Consider the following 15,973-nt stretch of genomic DNA (forward strand, 5'->3'; position numbering starts at 1 on the left):
GTCGGACCTCAAGCTGGAACCCGCGCCGCCACGGCGGACCGTAGCGGCGCGAGCCCTGTAGCGACTAGTACTTGAAGCGGACGCCGAACTGGACGCGGCGGTCGTTGCGGATCCAGCCCGTGTCCTTGACGACGGCCTTGGCGTTGGGCGTCAGGCCGCTGTCGCCGAACACCTGCTGCTGGAACACCGAGGTGGTGTTGAGCAGGTTCGAGCCTTCCAGCGACACCTCGACCTTGTCGTTGACCGACCAGCGGATCGAGCCGTCCAGGAAGCCGGCGGCCTTCTGGTAGATCGGCATGCCGATGCAGCAGTCGAGGTTGTTGGTCAGGAACTTCGAACGCCAGTTGTAGGCCAGGCGCATCGCGATCGGGCCTTTCTCGTACAGGCCCACGATGTTGTAGGCGTTGTCCGAGATGCCGGCGAGGCGGTGGCTGTCCATGACCTGGCCGTTGACCTGCAGGCCGCCGCCGAAGGCGACGGTGCCGCCGGCCGCGTAGCCCGGCTGGTTGGCGAGGTTGGAGTTGCTGATCCCCGACTGCTTGGTGTGGGTCCAGTTGGCCTGGAAGCCCAGGCCGCTCCAGATCCCCGGCAGGAAGTCGAAGAAGGTCTGGTAGGCGACCTCGAAGCCCTTCAGCTCGCCGCCGCCGTCACCGTTGCGCGGGCCGCGAACCAGGACGTTCTGGGTCGAGCCGTTGTTGGTGAAGGAGCGCAGGAACTCGCCGTAGGCGATGGAGCCGTTCAGCTTCTTGTAGAACAGCGCCGCCGTGAACGAGCTGCTTGGCGTGAAGTAGTTCTCGTAGGTCACGTCGAACTGGTCGGCCGTGATCGGCTTCAGCGCCGCGTAGCCGGAGTCGGCGTTGAACTGGAAGTTATAGCCCTTCACGTTGGCCGCGGTGTGCGGGGCGTTGGGGTCGTTCCAGATGATGTACGGCGAGTCCGGACCGGTGTTGATGGCCGGGCTCTGCACGCCGACGAAGTTGCGCAGCAGGCCGAAGTCCGGACGCGACAGGGCGCGCGAGGCGGCGAAGCGGACGAACTGCTTGTCGGTCAGGCCGAAGCGAACGTTGAAGCTGGGCAGCCAGTTGTCGTGCGTCTGGCCGTAGTCGTTCAGCGCCGAGCCGCCGTTCGAGAAGGCCAGCAGCTCGGGCTTCAGCCAGCACGAGATGTTGGTGACATTGCCGCCCGACAGCGGCGTCGAGCACGGCACGGCGGCCGCGGTCGTGTACCAGGTGTTGACCGGGAAGGCGACGCCGCCCGAGCTGGACACGTCGGTGTGGACGTAGCGCAGACCGACGTTCCCCTGGACGGTGACGCCGTCGAAGATCGTCTTGTCGTCGCCGCCGAACCGCAGCATCGCGTAGGCGGCCTTGGTCTTCTCCTGTACCTTCAGCATCTCGGGCGCGATGAAGCAGCCTTCGGTGTTGGTGGTGCGCTCGCACAGCGGGGTCCACTGCATGGGCGAGTTGGTGGTCTTGCCCGACAGCGCCTTGATCAGCCCGTCGTGGTCGGCCAGCGTATCCTTGCTCAGGAACACCATGTCGCCGTTCGGGAAGACGTCGCCGTTGTAGAAGTCGCCCAGACCGGTCGTCGTCCAGATGCCCTTGCCATAGCCCTGGAAGGTGTCGGTGCGGCCGCAGGCGGCCGGGTAAGGGGTCGGGGTGGTGTTGTCGACGTTGAAGCCCGGGCCGTTGCAGTTCCACGGCGCGGCCACCGGCGACCAGTTGTAGGTCGAGTAGCGGACGTTCTGCTTCCGGTCGGCGTAGCGCACGCCCACCTTCAGCGAGTTCAGCCAGCCGCCGCCTCCGAAGCTGTATTCGGCGTCGGCGCGCAGGGCCAGTTCCTTGGCGTCGTTGTCCTCGTAGTGGTCCTGGATGAACGGGATCCAGTAGTTGTGCGGGTTGGCGAGGCCGCCCGTGGCGTAGTTGACGTTCGAACCCGGCAGCAGGGTGATCTTCGGCGTGCCGTCCTTGTTCACCTCGTACTTGGCGTCGGCCATCGTGCGGTTGGCGACCAGGATGTCGTAGTTGTTGGTCGTGGCCTTGATGTACTGGGTGTCGAAGCTGGTCTTCAGCTTGTCGGAGACGTCCCAGTCCAGGTGGGTCGAGAAGTCCTTGGTGCCTTCGGAGTGGTTGAAGTTCCGGGCCTGGTTCTCGATGTAGAGGCCTTCGCGCTGGCTGGCGCAGGCGGGCGCGCCGGCGCCGCAATAGTTGACGAACGGCAGACCGGCGACGGCCGAACCCCGGGCGATGTTGTCGGCCGTGCTGCCGCCCCAGTCGCCCATCGGCTGGGTCAGGACGCCCGAGGTCAGCATGCCGTCCTGGCCGAAGGTGAAGGCCGAAGTGCCGGCCGCCGGAGCCAGGAAGGCCGTGGTCTGTGGCGAGAAGGCCGGCGAGGCCCACAGGCCAAAGCCCACCACGTTCACGCTGCGCTCAAGCCAGGCGTTCTTGTAGTAGCTGTCGTTGTACTGGGCCGAGAAGCGGACGTTGCCTTCGTTGTTCTCGTACTGGAAGGCCAGGGCCGTGCCGTGGCGCTTACGGTCGTAGACGACCTGCGAGTAGTTGACCTGGTCGGGGATGAACACCCAGCTGGAACCGCCGTACGGGTTGGCCGTACAGGCGATGGTGCCGTCCGACTTGACGATCGGCTTGCCCGTCGCGTCCTGGTAGCCGGCCGAGCAGAAGGTGCCCAGGCGCTGCATGACCACGCCCTCGGTCTGGGTCAGGACGTGCGAGTTGGCGTAGTTGGCCATCAGGCCGACGCGGCCGATGCTGGTGTCCCAGGTCTTGGTGATGATGCCGGAATATTCGTAGGTGGTCTTCTCGGACTTGTCGCCGTAGTTGGCCTTACCTGTGACCGAGATCACCTGGTTCTTGCTGTCGAACGGCAGACGGGTGCGCAGGTTGACCGTGCCGGCGATGCCGCCCTCGATCATCTCGGCCGTCTGGTTCTTGTAGCTGTCGACGCCGGCCATCAGTTCCGGCGAGATGTCGTTGAAGTTCAGGCCGCGATTGGCGTCGGCCGAGAAGCTGTCACGGCCGTTGAACTCGGTGCGCACCTGGGTCAGGCCGCGGATCAGCACGCTGGCCGGCTCGGCCGAGAAGTGCGAGCTGTCGTCGCTGGACTGCAGGCGGGAAACGGTGATGCCGGGCACGCGCTGCAGCGCCTCGGCCACGGACTTGTCGGGGAACGCCCCGATGTCGGTCGCGGTGATCGAGTCGACCACCGTGTCGGCGTTCTTCTTGATCAGCTGCGCGCTTTCCAGCGACTTGCGCACGCCCACCACGACGACCTCGTCGACGGTGTCGTTCGGATCGCTCTTGGCGGTCTCCTGCGCGTAGGCCGTGCCGGCTGCGCCTAGAGCGGCCCCAACGGCCACTAGAGTGACCAGCGAAACAGTCCCCCGCAGGACAGTCTTCCGGCCGGGGCCGAAATCGAACTTCCTCATCCCTCTGCTCCCTAACGTCTTGTTTGCCCGCGCCTGATCGCGGGTCGTTTGTGTTCGTCTCGCGCCGGTCCCACCGATCGGGCCGGGCGCTTTCTTTGGTCTTGCGATGTCGATGGTCCGGCCCGAGCTGCGCGCTCGCCAACCGGACGGACGCCTTGCGGCGCCGTTCCCTCCTTCGTTTCCCCCGCGAGAGATTTACGCAATTTTTGCGCAATTCTGGGCAATCACCGGGGACCGCCGCGCTCTCGTGTTGCGTTGTTTTTGCGCCAATTTGCGCGTGTTGCAATAGCAGCGTTACGGAAATTTACGCAAAAAGCCGCGCAAAGACACGCAAACCCCTTGCCCAGCAAGGCGTTGAGACCCGCGTTACGCAAAAGGGTTGCGCAATTTTTGCGCTGAGCGGATAGTCACACTCCATGATGGGGCGCATCGCAAAATCAGGCAGGCCTGGATCAGCCGCGCTCGGCGTGGTCCTGGATGGTCAAGGCCAGCACGGCGGCGATGGCGAAGGCGCCGCCGGCCAGGGCCAGGGCCAGGATCGCCTGGCCGCCCAGCAGGCGGCTGACCACCGCGCCCAGCACGGTGGCGGCCACCAGCTGCGGGATCACCAGGAACAGATTGTGGATGCCCATATAGACGCCCATCTTGCCCGGCGGCACGGCGCTGGAGAGCATGGCGTAGGGCGCGGACATGATCGACGCCCAGGCCAGGCCGATGCCGATGATCGGGATCCACAGCAGCATCGGATCGTCGATCAGCACGAAGCCGGCGAAGCCCAGCGCCCCCAACGCCAGGCACACCGCGTGGCTGACCGGACGTCCCAGACGCCTCGCCAGCAGCGGCAGAGCGAAGGCCGCCAGGGCGGCGACGCCGTTATAGCCGGCGAACAGCACCCCCACCCAATCGGCCCCGGCGTTATAGGCCGCCGAGGTGGTGTCGACCGCGCCATAGTGGCGGGCGGTCACGGCGGGGGTGGCGTAGATCCACAGAGCGAACAGCCCAAACCAGGTGAAGAACTGCACCACGGCCAGGCGTTTCAGCACCTGCGGCATGTGGACGATGTCCTCGACCACTTCGAACAGACCCACCGAGGTCCGGCCCTGGCCGCGCAGCCAGCTGGTCGCCAGCTGGGCCGCGCCGAAGATGCCCGCCATCAGCGCCAGCACGTGGATCTCGCGCCCCCAGCGACCCAGGAAGGCGCACAGGCCGACGATCGCGGCGGAGGCGATCCACAACAGACCGCTGTTGCGCATCCACAGCACGGTCTCGGGCGAGGGCGTGCGGCTCTCGATCACCGGCGCGCCGTCGGCCAGCCGCTCGGGCGGGGTCTCGCTGGTGGTGAACACGGTCCACAGCACCGCGATCATCAGGCCCGCGCCGCCGACATAGAAGGCCGCGTGCACCGAGGGCGGCAGCCTGCCCGGCGCGGCCTGGCCCGACACCCCGAACCAATGGGTCAGGATCCACGGCAGGGCCGAGGCGAACACCGCCCCCGCGCCGATGAAGAACACCTGCATGGCGAAGCCGGCGGTCCGTTGCTGGTCCGGCAGCGAGTCAGCGACGAAGGCCCGGAACGGCTCCATGGCGACATTGATCGAGGCGGTCAGCAGCCACAGGGCGAGACTCGCGGCCAGCACGGTCGGGGCGTTGGGCGTCAGGATCAGCGCCACCGTGGTCAGGATCGACCCGTACAGCAGATAGGGCCGGCGACGGCCGAGGCGCCCCCAGGTCCGATCGCTCAGATGACCGATGATCGGCTGCACCAACAGGCCCGTGATCGGCGCGGCGATCCACAGGATGGCCAGTTCGTTGACGTCCGCGCCCAGGGTCTGGAAGATCCGGCTGGTGTTGACGTTCTGCAGGCCCCACACGATCTGCACGCCGAACAGGCCACAGCACATGTTCCAGATCTGAAGGAAGCTGAGATTGGCCTTCGGCGGCGCGGTCGCGCCCGCGCTTCGGAGGTCTTGCGGCTCTCCTGGCAAAGGCTTCCTGTTCCCCCGGCCCTTCGGCCTTATTCTTATGTGTTAGAGCGCGATGGCGGACGATAACAGCAACAACATCACGCTTGAAGACCTGGCGACGATCGCCGGCGTGTCGGTCTCGACCGTCTCGCGGGCGCTGAACGATCACCATTCGATCAGCACCAAGACCAAGCAGAAGATCTGGGCCCTGGCCAAGGAGCGCGGCTACTCGTTCCGCCGCTACATGCCGGCCGCGCCGATCGGAGCCGAGGGCGCGATCGCCATTGTCCTGCCCCGCACCCACGGCCGCCCGCTACCGCTGTCGCACCCGTTCTTCCTGGAGCTGCTGGCCAATATCGGCGAGGCCGCCCGCGATCGCGGCTGCGACTTCACCGTCAGCCACACTGCCCCGGCCAGCTATGACGACCTCTATCTGGCCGTCACCGCCAGCCGCGCCAACGGCACGATCTTCCTGGGCCAAGGCGACCTGCACGAGGCCTTTAACCAGCTGGCCGCCACCGACGCCCGCTTCGTGGTCTGGGGCGCCCAGCTGCCCGGCCAGAAGTATTGCTCGATCGGCTCGGACAACTTCTTAGGCGGCCGCCGCGCGACGCTCCACCTGGCGCGCCTGGGCCGCAAGAAGATCGTCTTCCTCGGCGAAACCCACCCCGAGGCGACCCAGCGCCGCGAGGGTTATCTCGACGCCCTGCGCGAAAGCGGCCTCGAGCCCGAGCCCTCCCTCGTGCTGCCGGTCGATTTCGAACTGGAATCCGCCGACGCCGCCGTCAGCCGCCTGCTACGCCGAGGCGCGACCTTCGACGCCATCTTCGCCTCGTCCGACCTGATCGCGCTCGGCGCCATCCGGGCCCTGCAACGCGCCGGCATGAAGGTGCCCGAAGACGTCTCGGTGGTCGGCTATGACGACATGCTGCTGTCGCGCCTCTCGACCCCGGCGCTCAGCACCATCAAGCAGGACACCTCCAAGGCCGGCCGCCTGCTGGTCTCCCGCATCCTCGACCAGGACGGCGACCACGGGCCGGAGACCCTGCCGACCGACCTGATCGTGCGGGAAAGCTGCGGGGCATAAGCGCGACAGCCGAAAGTGTCCGCGGTTTCGGCGCCCGTCGCGCGCCAAACAATCAGAACCAGCCGGCTTCCTTCAGCACTGGCGCGTAGGTCCGGCTGACCGGCGCTTCCAGGCCGCCCGCGAGGCGGACCTCGCCCGCGCCACGACGCCAGCGGACGGCTTCGACCGCCTCGGCCGCGACCCACCAGGAGCGGTGGACGCGCCAGCCGTGAGCGCGTTCCAAGTCGGCCAGGGCGTCGGCGAAGCGCAGGGTGATCAGCTCCTCGCCGGCGTCGGTGTGGACCTTCAGGTAGTGGTCGTGGGCCTCGACGGCGATCAGACGGGCGGTGCGGCGCTTGGCGGAGAGGCGCTTGCGGAAGGCCGCTTCCGCTTCGGGCAAGGGCGGGGCGACGACGGTGCGGGTCTCGACCCTGGGGGGCCTGGGACGCCAAACCAGGGCGCGGACCGCCATCACGGCCAGGGCGATCGGCAGCACCTGGCGCTGCAGCCGCCAGAAGCCCTTCCAGCTGTAGTGATCGCCGAAGATGACCACCGCGGCGGTCATCACCAGCAGCGAGGCCAGCGGCGTCATCACGATCGAGACCACGGCCACGCGCGGCCAAGTGTCGGGCACACGCCGCGCCAGAAGTTGGTCCAGCGCGACCCCGATCACGCCGCTGCCGACCATGCAGACCATCCAGTAGACGTAGCGTCGCCCGAGCGGCATGTGCTCGGAGCCGAACGGTCCGAGGAAGCCCATCAGCAGGCCGATAGCGATCAGCACCGCCAGGTCGACCGCCCATCGTCGTCCCATGTCCAGGCCCAGCCCCATCTCGCGATCCCGTTCGCGCAGCCCCGGCGCCATTCACGAAGCAAGGCCTAGCGAGCCCCGGCGATCGCCGCAACGAGGTTCGGCGAACCAGATGGGGAACCTCAAGCCTTGACCACCACGACCCTGCCCACGCCGCGCTGGCCCGCCCGCGCCTTCTGGACGATCGCCGCCCTTCTCTGCCTGGGCGTCGCCGGCTACGCCGCCAGCCGCTACCTGCTGCACCCGCCGACGACACCGAAGGAGGCCCTGGGCAATCCGCTGGGCGTGCCCTGGCTGTTCGTCCACGTCGCCGGCGCGGTCACCGCCTTGCTGCTCGGCTCATTCCAGTTCCTGCCCGGACTGCGCCGGATCGGCGCGCACCGTTGGGTCGGGCGGGCCTATGTGCTGGGCTGCCTGGTCGGCGGCGGAGCGGGGCTGATCCTGGCGCCGGGCTCGTTCGCCGGCCCTATTGCCACAGCTGGTTTCGGAAGCCTGGCGGTGATCTGGATCGCCGTGAACCTGCTGGGTTGGCGCGCGGCGCTGGACCAGCGCTTCGTAGAGCATCGCCGCTGGATGATCCGCTCCTGGGCCCTGACCCTGGCGGCCGTCACCCTGCGGCTCTACCTGCCGGCGGTGCAGATCCTCGACCTGCCGTTCCTGCCCTGGTACCGCGCCATCTCGTTCCTGGCCTGGGTCCCCAACCTGCTGATCGCCGAGTGTTTGTTGCGGAATGATGCGCGGCGCGTATCGGGCGATCATTGAATTGCAATGGATTTGCGCCACGATGCCCCTATGGTGGCCTGACCAATTTGGATGGGGCGGAGGCCAAGCCTCACGCAACACCACGCGCAGGCCGACACTCGAAGACCGTTAGGGACCATGCTCAGCAAATCTCTGAAGACCGCGCTCGTTCTCGGCGCGCTCCTGGCGAGCAGCGCCGCCATTGCCGCGCCCGCCGACGCTCCGCCCGCCGCCGATCCCGGCAAGGCCATCGTCAACCGCGCCTGCCAGTCGTGCCACGACCTGGGCATGGTCACCGAAGCGCGCCACACGCCCAAGGAATGGGCCGGCATCATCGAGCGCATGCGCGGCAACGGCGCCGAGCTGACCGACGAGGACGCCAAGCAGGTGCAGGCCTATCTCGCCAAGGTCTACGGCAAGCCGGGCTGATCCCAGCCTTTCCCGTTTCTCTGGAAGGCCCGCTTTTCTGTTCCCCCAAACCTTCCAGAAACTACGGCGCCGGACGGCTCGTCCGGCGCCTTTTCTTTGGTGTCAGGCGCCAAGTCTCTCAAGGGATGGCAGCCCCAAGTCCTCGCACAGCGCCAGGAAGCGCGGCAGCACCGGATTGTCGTTCTGCCGCCGCCACAGCATGTACATCTCCAGCGGCCGCTCGGGCTCGAGCCGCACGGGGCGAAAGACCACGTTGTCGAGCCGCAGCCGCGTCACGCCCTCGGGCACCAGGGCCGCGCCGAAGCCGGCCGAGACCAGCGACAGGATCGTGTGGTTCTGGTCCAGGTGATAGGTGATGGTCGGCGAGACCCCGGCTCGATCGAACATCGCCGACAGGATGGCGTGGCTGTAGCCGGCCCCCTCGACCGAATACATGATGAAGGGCTGGCGATCGAAGTCGCGTAGCTCCAGCTGCTCCAGTTCCGCACGCGGATCGTCGACGTGCAGAGCTGCGAAGAACGCCTCGGTGCGCAGCGGCAGGACCCCGAACTTGCCGTGGTCAATGGGCGGCCGCAGCACGGCCACATCGACGATGTCGGCCAGCAGGGCGTCACGCTGGGCGGCGGAGGTCATCTCCTTCAGATGGATGCGCACGTCGGGCAGCGCCTCGGCCGCCCGACGCAGGATGATCGGCAGATCGACGAAGCCGGCCGAGGCCACGAAGCCCAGGCGGATCACACCCGCCTCGCCCTGCCAGGCGCGGCGGGTCAGGTTGGTGGCGGTCTCGGCCAGGAACAGGATCCGCTTGGCCTCGGGCAGGAACACCCGGCCAGCCGGGGTCAGCTTGACGGTGCGGTTGGCGCGCTCGAACAGCTCGACCCGCAGCGTCCGCTCCAGGGCCTGGATCTGGCGGCTGAGGGTTGGCTGGGTGGTGTTCAGGCGCGCGGCGGCGCGGCCGAAGTGCATCTCCTCGGCGGCGGCGACGAAGCATCCCAGCTGGCCCAGCTCCAGCATTGCTGGTCGTTCTCCCCGTGGTCCCCGCCACCAGGACAATTGAAGGACAATTCGCCGGACTCCACAAGGGATTGGCCTGACCTGTCGGTTAAATCTGGTAAACCCAACGCCGTTTCAAGCGTGCGGTACATACGAAACCCGTATGGCTCCATGATGAATTTGCAATGGACCGAAATGAGGTCCTCGACGATGCTCCGCTCGCACTGGTCAGGCCAGTTGGCCAATCAAGTCAGGCCAATTGGTCTAGAACATCCAGGCTGGGGGGCGGGACGGCGTGATCGAGATCGATCAATCGACTTTGGACAAGTTCAAGGGCGTCAGCACGCCGACCCTGGCGACCGCCCTCTACAAGCGCGGCCTGCGTAACCAGGCCATTCAAGGCGTGCGCCCGCTGGGCCCGATAACTGAGAGCATGGTCGGGCGCGCCTTCACCCTGCGCTACATCCCCGCCCGCGAGGACCTCAACGGCATCAAGGTGTTCGAGGACCCCAAGCATCCGCAGCGCGCCGCTGTCGAGGCCTGTCCGCCCGGCTGCGTGCTGGTCATGGACAGCCGCGGCGACGCCCGCGCGGCCTCGGCCGGCGGCATCCTGGTGCGGCGCCTGATGATGCGCGGCGCGGCCGGAGTCGTCACCGACGGCGGCTTCCGCGACAGCGCCGAGATCGCGCAGATGGCAATGCCGGCCTTCCACCAGCGCCCCTCGGCGCCGACCAATCTCACCCTGCACCAGGCGATCGACATCAATGCGCCGATCGGCTGCGGCGGCGCGCCGGTGTTCCCCGGTGACGTGATCGTCGGAGACGCCGACGGCGTCATCGTCGTTCCAGCGGAAATCGCGGCGGATCTCGCCGACGAGGCCCTGGCCATGACCCTCTACGAAGACTTCGTGGTCGACATGGTCAAGGCGGGACAGACCATCATCGGTCTGTACCCAATGACTAACCCAGAAAACAAAGAAAAGTTCGACCACTGGCGCAGGACCAGGTCGCCTCAATAACCGAGCAGGAGGGGAATCCTAGCTCTATAAATAAAGGGGAGTGACTGATGCATACTCAAAAGAACCACACCGCGCACCGCGCGGCATTACTGCTTGGCGTCTCGGCGGCTGTTCTGGCGATCCACGGACAGGCCTCCGCACAGGAAGCCGCCAAACCCGATGAATCCCAGGTCGTCGAAGCCGTTACGGTGACCGGCTCGCGCATCACCGCGATCGCCACCAACGCGCCGACGCCGATCACGGTCGTCTCGACCGAACAGATCCAGCAGACCACGCCCAGCAGCCTGCCGGACGGTCTCAACAAGCTGCCGATCTTCCAGGGCTCGGCGATCCCGACCCGCTCGGGCGACGGCGCCGGCAACCAGGCCCAGAACGTGCTGGCCCTGCGCGGCTTCGGCACCCAGCGCACCCTGGTGCTGATGGACGGCCACCGCCTGACGCCGTCCAACGCCAACGGCACGGTCGACGTCGACTCCATCCCGCAGATGCTGATCAGCCGCGTCGACGTCGTCACCGGCGGCGCCTCGGCCGTCTACGGCTCGGACGCCGTCACCGGCGTGGTCAACTTCATCATCGACAAGAAGTTCACCGGCCTGAAGATCGAGGCCAATGCCGGCATCTCCACCTATGGCGACGGCAACAGCTACAAGTTCGGCATCGCCGGCGGCGCCAGCGTGCTGGGCGGCCGGGGTCACGTCCTGGGTTCGTACCAGCGTCGCGAAACCGACGACGTCTCCAACTTCGACCGCGCCTATGGCCGCGGCGTCTACACCCTGACCGGCAGCGGCACGGTCGCCGCGCCGTTCACCACCTCGATGAACGTCCGTCGCGGCGACAGCGCCTTCGGCGGCAAGATCACCGCCTGCACCAACTCGTGCTCGGCGCTGAACCAGCAGTTCATCAGCAACGGGGTGCTGGGTCCGTTCCTGCCCGGCCAGACGACCGGCACCGGCAACCAGAACGTCGGTGGCGACGGCGCCTATGCCCGCTACACCACCGCCCTGGTGGCCATGCGCCAGGACGAACTGTTCGGCCGCTTCGACTTCGATCTGACCGACAACGTCCAGTTCTACGCCCAGGCCTCGTACGCCAACGCCTACTCGGGCGGCTGGCACTTCCCGGTCAAGCTGACCCCCGGCAACGGCCAGGCCAGCACCTTCTACAAGAACAACCCGTTCCTGAACGCGGCGACGCGCACGGCGCTGGGCGACAACGGCCTGTCCGATGCGACCAACACGTTCCAGATGGGCACCTACATCATCAGCACCGGTCCCAAGGGCCTGACCGGCACGCGCAACGTCAACGAATACACCAACTTCAACACGGGCCTGAACGGGACCCTCGGCGACTACCGCTGGGACCTGACCTACACCCACGGCCGCAACGACCTGATGGTCGAGAGCCGCAACAACTCCAACTACCAGAAGCAGTTCGCCGCCCTCGACGCCGTCACGGTCGGCGGGACGGTGCAGTGCTACGCCGCTACCCAGGCCGCCACCGCCGCGGCCTACAAGGGCTGCGTGCCGCTGAACGCCTTCGGCCCGACGGCGATCAGCCAGGACGCCTTCGACTGGTTCACCGACAACACCCACCAGAACGTCATCAACACCATGGACGACGTGGCCGGCAGCTTCACCGGCACCGCCTTCCACAACTGGGCCGGCCCAATCAACTTCGCCATCTCGGGCGAGGCGCGCTGGAACAAGTACACGGTGTGGAGCGACGCCAGCCCGACGGCCACCGTCGACTGCACCGGCCTGCGGATCTGCAACCCGGCCCTGGCGCTGTGGGCCCAGCCCGTCTCGGCCAATGTCACGGCCAAGAACAACGTCTGGGAAGTCGCCGGCGAACTGGCCATTCCGCTGCTGAAGGACCTGCCGCTGGTCAACAGCCTGGATGTGAACCTGGCCGGCCGCTACACCGACTACAGCACCTCGGGCAGCGTCCAGACCTGGAAGGCGGGCCTCGACTATCGCGTCAACAACACCCTGCGGTTCCGGGCGACCACGTCGCGCGACATCCGCGCGCCGACGCTGAACGACCTGTTCCAACCGGTGCAGGCCTCGGTCAGCGGCTTCGTCGACCTGCACACCAGCACCAGCAGCACGGTGTTCATCTCGACCAAGGGCAACCCCGACCTGGTCCCTGAAGTCGCCCGCACCTACACGGTCGGCGCGGTGTTCACGCCCAGCTTCCTCCCGGGCTTCAACGCCTCGGTCGACTGGTACAAGATCAGCATGGACAACGCGATCGGCGCGATCGCGGCCGGCAACAACACCATCCAGCGCCTGTGCGAGGACTCGGGCGGCAGCTCGCAGTACTGCACGCTGTTCGAGCGTCCGCTGCCGTTCAGCGACCACACGCCGGCCAACTTCCCGACCAAGGTCTTCAACCAAAGCCTCAACACGGCCTTCACCGAGATCAAGGGCTGGGACGTCGAGGTCAACTACCGCTTCCAGGCCCTGGGCGGCTCGTGGACGACGCGCCTGTTCGGCAACTACCAGCCGACCAACGTCTCGCAAGCCTTCCCGAACGCGCCGCTGACCACCGTCTCGGCCCCGCAGGCCCGCATCACCGGCATCCTGCGCTACGAGCGTGGTGACCTGGCGATCGGCGTCCAGGACCGCTGGCTGGGCGGCTTCAGCAAGATCACCTCGCCCGGTCAGGTGTGGGTCGATCCGGACGTGCGCCCCTTCAACTCGGCCGACATCAATGTCGAGTACAAGCTGGGCGCGGACAAGAACACCACCGCCTATGTCACGATCCAGAACGTGGCCAACTCCAAGCCCGAGATCGTGCCGCTGGCCGGTTCGATCGGCCTGACGTTCCCGGTCCCCGGCGGCCAGGACATCATGGGCCGCTACTACACGGTGGGCGTCCGCGCCCGCTTCTAGCGACGACTACGGCGGCCGCCTGCGCTTCACGCGCGGGCGGCCGTTCGCGCTTTCAAGTTCCCGATTTCACAGGAGCAGTCCGATGCTCGACAAGCGCCAGCCCTGGTCGCGCCGCACCCTGTTGCGCCTGGCCGCGACGGCCGGAACCGCCAGCCTCGTCGCCCCGGCTCTCGCCGCCGAGCGTGTCCGCCCCGTGATCCGCGACGTGCGGACCATGACGGTGCAGGGCCCTGGCCGCACCTATGTCTATGTGAAGATCGAGACCAAGGACGGCACCTTCGGCGTCGCCGAGGCCTACGGCTCGCCCGGCGTCGGCGTGGCCGAGCAGATCGAGGCGATCAAGCCGGCTCTGATCGGCAAGGACCCGCTGGAGATCGACAAGCTCTACACCTTCATGGGCGACGGCGCCTCGGGCCTGTTCGGCTCGCGCACGGACGGTTCGGCCCACCAGCTGATGCGGGCGTCCAGCGGCCTTGAGATGGCGCTGTGGGACCTGGCCGGCAAGCTGCTCGAGACCCCCACCTGCGTGCTCCTGGGCGGACGGTTCCGCGACCGGGTGCGCGTCTATGACCATTCTCGGCCCCGCGACCCGCTCGACAAGGCCTCGTGCCGCGAGTGGGCCGCCAAGGTCGCCGCCCATCCCAGCGGCTTCACCGCCCACAAGGTCGACATCCCCCGCACCCTGGCGTTCGGCGAGACCGGCAAGGGCCTGCCCGACGCGGCCAAGGACCCCGGCAACCGCCGCCTGACCACCCAGGAACTGCGCCAGATCGGCCAGGCCTTCGAGAACATGCGCGAGGCGATCGGCTGGGACCATGACCTGATGGTCCACTGCCACTGGGAGCTGGATCTGCCCTCGGCCCTGCAGCTGGCCGAGGTGGTCGCCCCCGTCAAACCGCTGTGGCTCGAGGACCCGCTGGGCGTCGACTACAGCGACTCCTGGAAGACCCTGGCCGCCCGCTCGCCGGTGCCGATCCTGACCGGCGAGAACCTGGCGCGGCGCGAGGGCTTCCTGCCCTTCCTGGCCAACCAGGGAACCCAGCTGGTCAATCCGGACCTGCGCAACAGCGGCGGCTTCCTGGAGACCAAGCGCATCGCGGATCTCGCATCGCTCTACGGGATCCCGCTGACCACCCACAACACCGCCAGCCAGTTGCACACCTGGCAGGTCTGCCAGTGGGCGGCCTCCATCCGTGACTTCGTCATGTGCGAGACGGTCACCGGCGAGGGCGGCTGGATGGACCAGGTCCTCAAGCTGGACGGGCCGTACATCGACAAGGGCTACGTCAAGGTCGGCGACAAGCCGGGCACCGGCGTCGAGCTCAATCGCGAGATCGTCGAGGCGCACCTGGCGCCCGGCCAGAAGTGGTGGGGCTGATGACCAGCAAACCGTATTCCACCACGGGCCGTTGGCTCGTCGTCGTGCTTTTGGCCCTGGCGGCGGTGTTCGCCTACATCGACCGCGTGAACCTGTCGGTCGCCCTGATCGACCCGCACTTCAAGGCCTTCTTCAAGCTCAGCAACACCGACCGGGGCCTGACCAACTCGGCCTTCTTCTGGTCGTACGCGGCGTTGCAGATCCCGGCCGGCTGGATCGTCGACCGCTTCGGCTCCAAGCGGCCGATGGCGATCGGGTTCCTGGTCTGGAGCCTGCTGACCGCCGCCACCGCCCTGACCACCGGCTTCTCGGCCCTGTTCGCCGTCCGGATGCTGCTGGGCGTCGGCGAGGCGGTGATGCACCCGGCCAGCATGCGCTGGATCCGCTTCAACTTCGAGGAACGCAGCCGAGGCCTGGCGATCGGCGTCTTCATGTCCGGCTCGAAGTTCGGCCCGGCCATCGGCGCGGTCGCCGCCGCCTGGCTGATCGAGCATCACGGCTGGCAGGCGATGTTCGTGATCATGGGCGTCGCCGCCCTGGTCTGGCTGATCCCGTGGCTGCTGTTCGTGAAGCCCGACGCGGGCTCGGCCCAAGCCGTAGAGACCACCGCGCCGACCGTGCCCATGAGCCGTCTGCTGAAGAGCCCGGTGCTGTGGGGCACGGTGATCGGCACCTTCTGCTACATGTACTTCGTCTATTTCTGCCTGACCTGGATGCCGGCCTATTTCAACGAGGCCCGCCACCTGTCCCTGGCCTCCAGCAGCCTCTTCACCACCTTCGGCTTCGCCGGCATGGCCACGGTCTCGATCCTGGGCGGCTGGGCGGCCGATATGCTGATCCGGCGCGGCCATGGCGCGGTGAAGGTCCGCAAGGCCTTCACCATCGCCGGCTTCCTGCTGGCCACCACGGTGCTGATCGGCGCCCAGGCGACCTCGCTGAACGTGGCGCTGGCCTTCTCGGTGCTGTCGCTGAGCGGCCTCGGCTTGGCCACCGCCAACTACTGGGCCCTGACCCAGACCCTGATCCCCGGCTCGTCGATCGGACGGATCGTCGGCATCCAGAACTTCGCCGCCAGCGCCGCCGGCATCGTCGCCCCGATCCTCACCGGCTGGCTGGTCGACACCACCAAGAGCTTCGACGCCCCGATCAAGACCATCGTCGTCTTCATCGCCCTGGGGGTCGGCAGCTACCTCGTCCTGGTCCGTGAAAAGTACGCGGTGACGGAGACCTGATC

General features: G+C 67.3%; 11 protein-coding genes. 7 read left to right on the forward strand and 4 right to left on the reverse strand.

The window, feature by feature from the left end; translation table 11 throughout:
• Positions 1-64: 64 nt before the first annotated feature.
• Together AC07NI_RS21025 and AC07NI_RS21030 are read right to left on the reverse strand one after the other, a co-directional pair.
• The gene (locus tag AC07NI_RS21025) at positions 65-3,445 is read right to left on the reverse strand and encodes a TonB-dependent receptor (protein WP_494622722.1); all 3,381 of its coding nucleotides are present in this window, start codon (positions 3,443-3,445) and stop codon (positions 65-67) included.
• 452 nt (positions 3,446-3,897) lie between these two features.
• Positions 3,898-5,346, reverse strand: coding sequence for an MFS transporter (locus AC07NI_RS21030; RefSeq protein WP_494622724.1), 1,449 nt, complete (start codon positions 5,344-5,346; stop codon positions 3,898-3,900).
• 136 nt (positions 5,347-5,482) lie between these two features.
• Between AC07NI_RS21030 and AC07NI_RS21035 the strand changes: the two genes are divergently transcribed.
• Positions 5,483-6,496 (forward strand): LacI family DNA-binding transcriptional regulator, encoded by a 1,014-nt coding sequence (locus tag AC07NI_RS21035; protein ID WP_494622726.1) that lies wholly within the window; start codon positions 5,483-5,485, stop codon positions 6,494-6,496.
• Positions 6,497-6,548: 52 nt separating this feature from the next.
• On the opposite strand, the gene AC07NI_RS21040 is transcribed toward AC07NI_RS21035, so the two are convergent.
• Positions 6,549-7,340 (reverse strand): LytTR family DNA-binding domain-containing protein, encoded by a 792-nt coding sequence (locus tag AC07NI_RS21040; RefSeq protein WP_494622727.1) that lies wholly within the window; start codon positions 7,338-7,340, stop codon positions 6,549-6,551.
• 75 nt (positions 7,341-7,415) lie between these two features.
• Here AC07NI_RS21040 and AC07NI_RS21045 point away from each other — a divergent pair, with 75 nt between their 5' ends.
• Complete coding sequence (locus tag AC07NI_RS21045; protein WP_494622729.1) at positions 7,416-8,048, forward strand: DUF2306 domain-containing protein; 633 nt, start codon at positions 7,416-7,418, stop codon at positions 8,046-8,048.
• Between the two features lie 117 nt (positions 8,049-8,165).
• Positions 8,166-8,456, forward strand: a complete 291-nt coding sequence (locus tag AC07NI_RS21050) for a c-type cytochrome (RefSeq protein ID WP_494622731.1) — start codon at positions 8,166-8,168, stop codon at positions 8,454-8,456.
• A 102-nt stretch (positions 8,457-8,558) separates the two neighbouring features.
• On the opposite strand, the gene AC07NI_RS21055 is transcribed toward AC07NI_RS21050, so the two are convergent.
• On the reverse strand, positions 8,559-9,470 hold the full coding sequence (locus AC07NI_RS21055) for a LysR family transcriptional regulator (RefSeq protein ID WP_494622733.1): 912 nt from the start codon (positions 9,468-9,470) through the stop codon (positions 8,559-8,561).
• Between the two features lie 274 nt (positions 9,471-9,744).
• Between AC07NI_RS21055 and AC07NI_RS21060 the strand changes: the two genes are divergently transcribed.
• From AC07NI_RS21060 to AC07NI_RS21075, 4 genes are all read left to right on the forward strand, one after another.
• The gene (locus tag AC07NI_RS21060) at positions 9,745-10,467 is read left to right on the forward strand and encodes a ribonuclease activity regulator RraA (protein WP_494622735.1); all 723 of its coding nucleotides are present in this window, start codon (positions 9,745-9,747) and stop codon (positions 10,465-10,467) included.
• A gap of 47 nt (positions 10,468-10,514) precedes the next feature.
• The gene (locus tag AC07NI_RS21065) at positions 10,515-13,361 is read left to right on the forward strand and encodes a TonB-dependent receptor plug domain-containing protein (protein WP_494622737.1); all 2,847 of its coding nucleotides are present in this window, start codon (positions 10,515-10,517) and stop codon (positions 13,359-13,361) included.
• Between the two features lie 82 nt (positions 13,362-13,443).
• Positions 13,444-14,739, forward strand: a complete 1,296-nt coding sequence (locus AC07NI_RS21070) for a mandelate racemase/muconate lactonizing enzyme family protein (RefSeq protein ID WP_494622739.1) — start codon at positions 13,444-13,446, stop codon at positions 14,737-14,739.
• Entirely contained in the window at positions 14,739-15,971 is a 1,233-nt protein-coding gene (locus AC07NI_RS21075; RefSeq protein ID WP_494622741.1) for an MFS transporter, read from the forward strand. Before AC07NI_RS21070 ends, AC07NI_RS21075 begins: the two co-directional genes overlap by 1 nt.
• Positions 15,972-15,973 lie beyond the last annotated feature (2 nt).

The organism is Caulobacter sp. GW821-FHT10E02 (genome assembly GCF_059415225.1).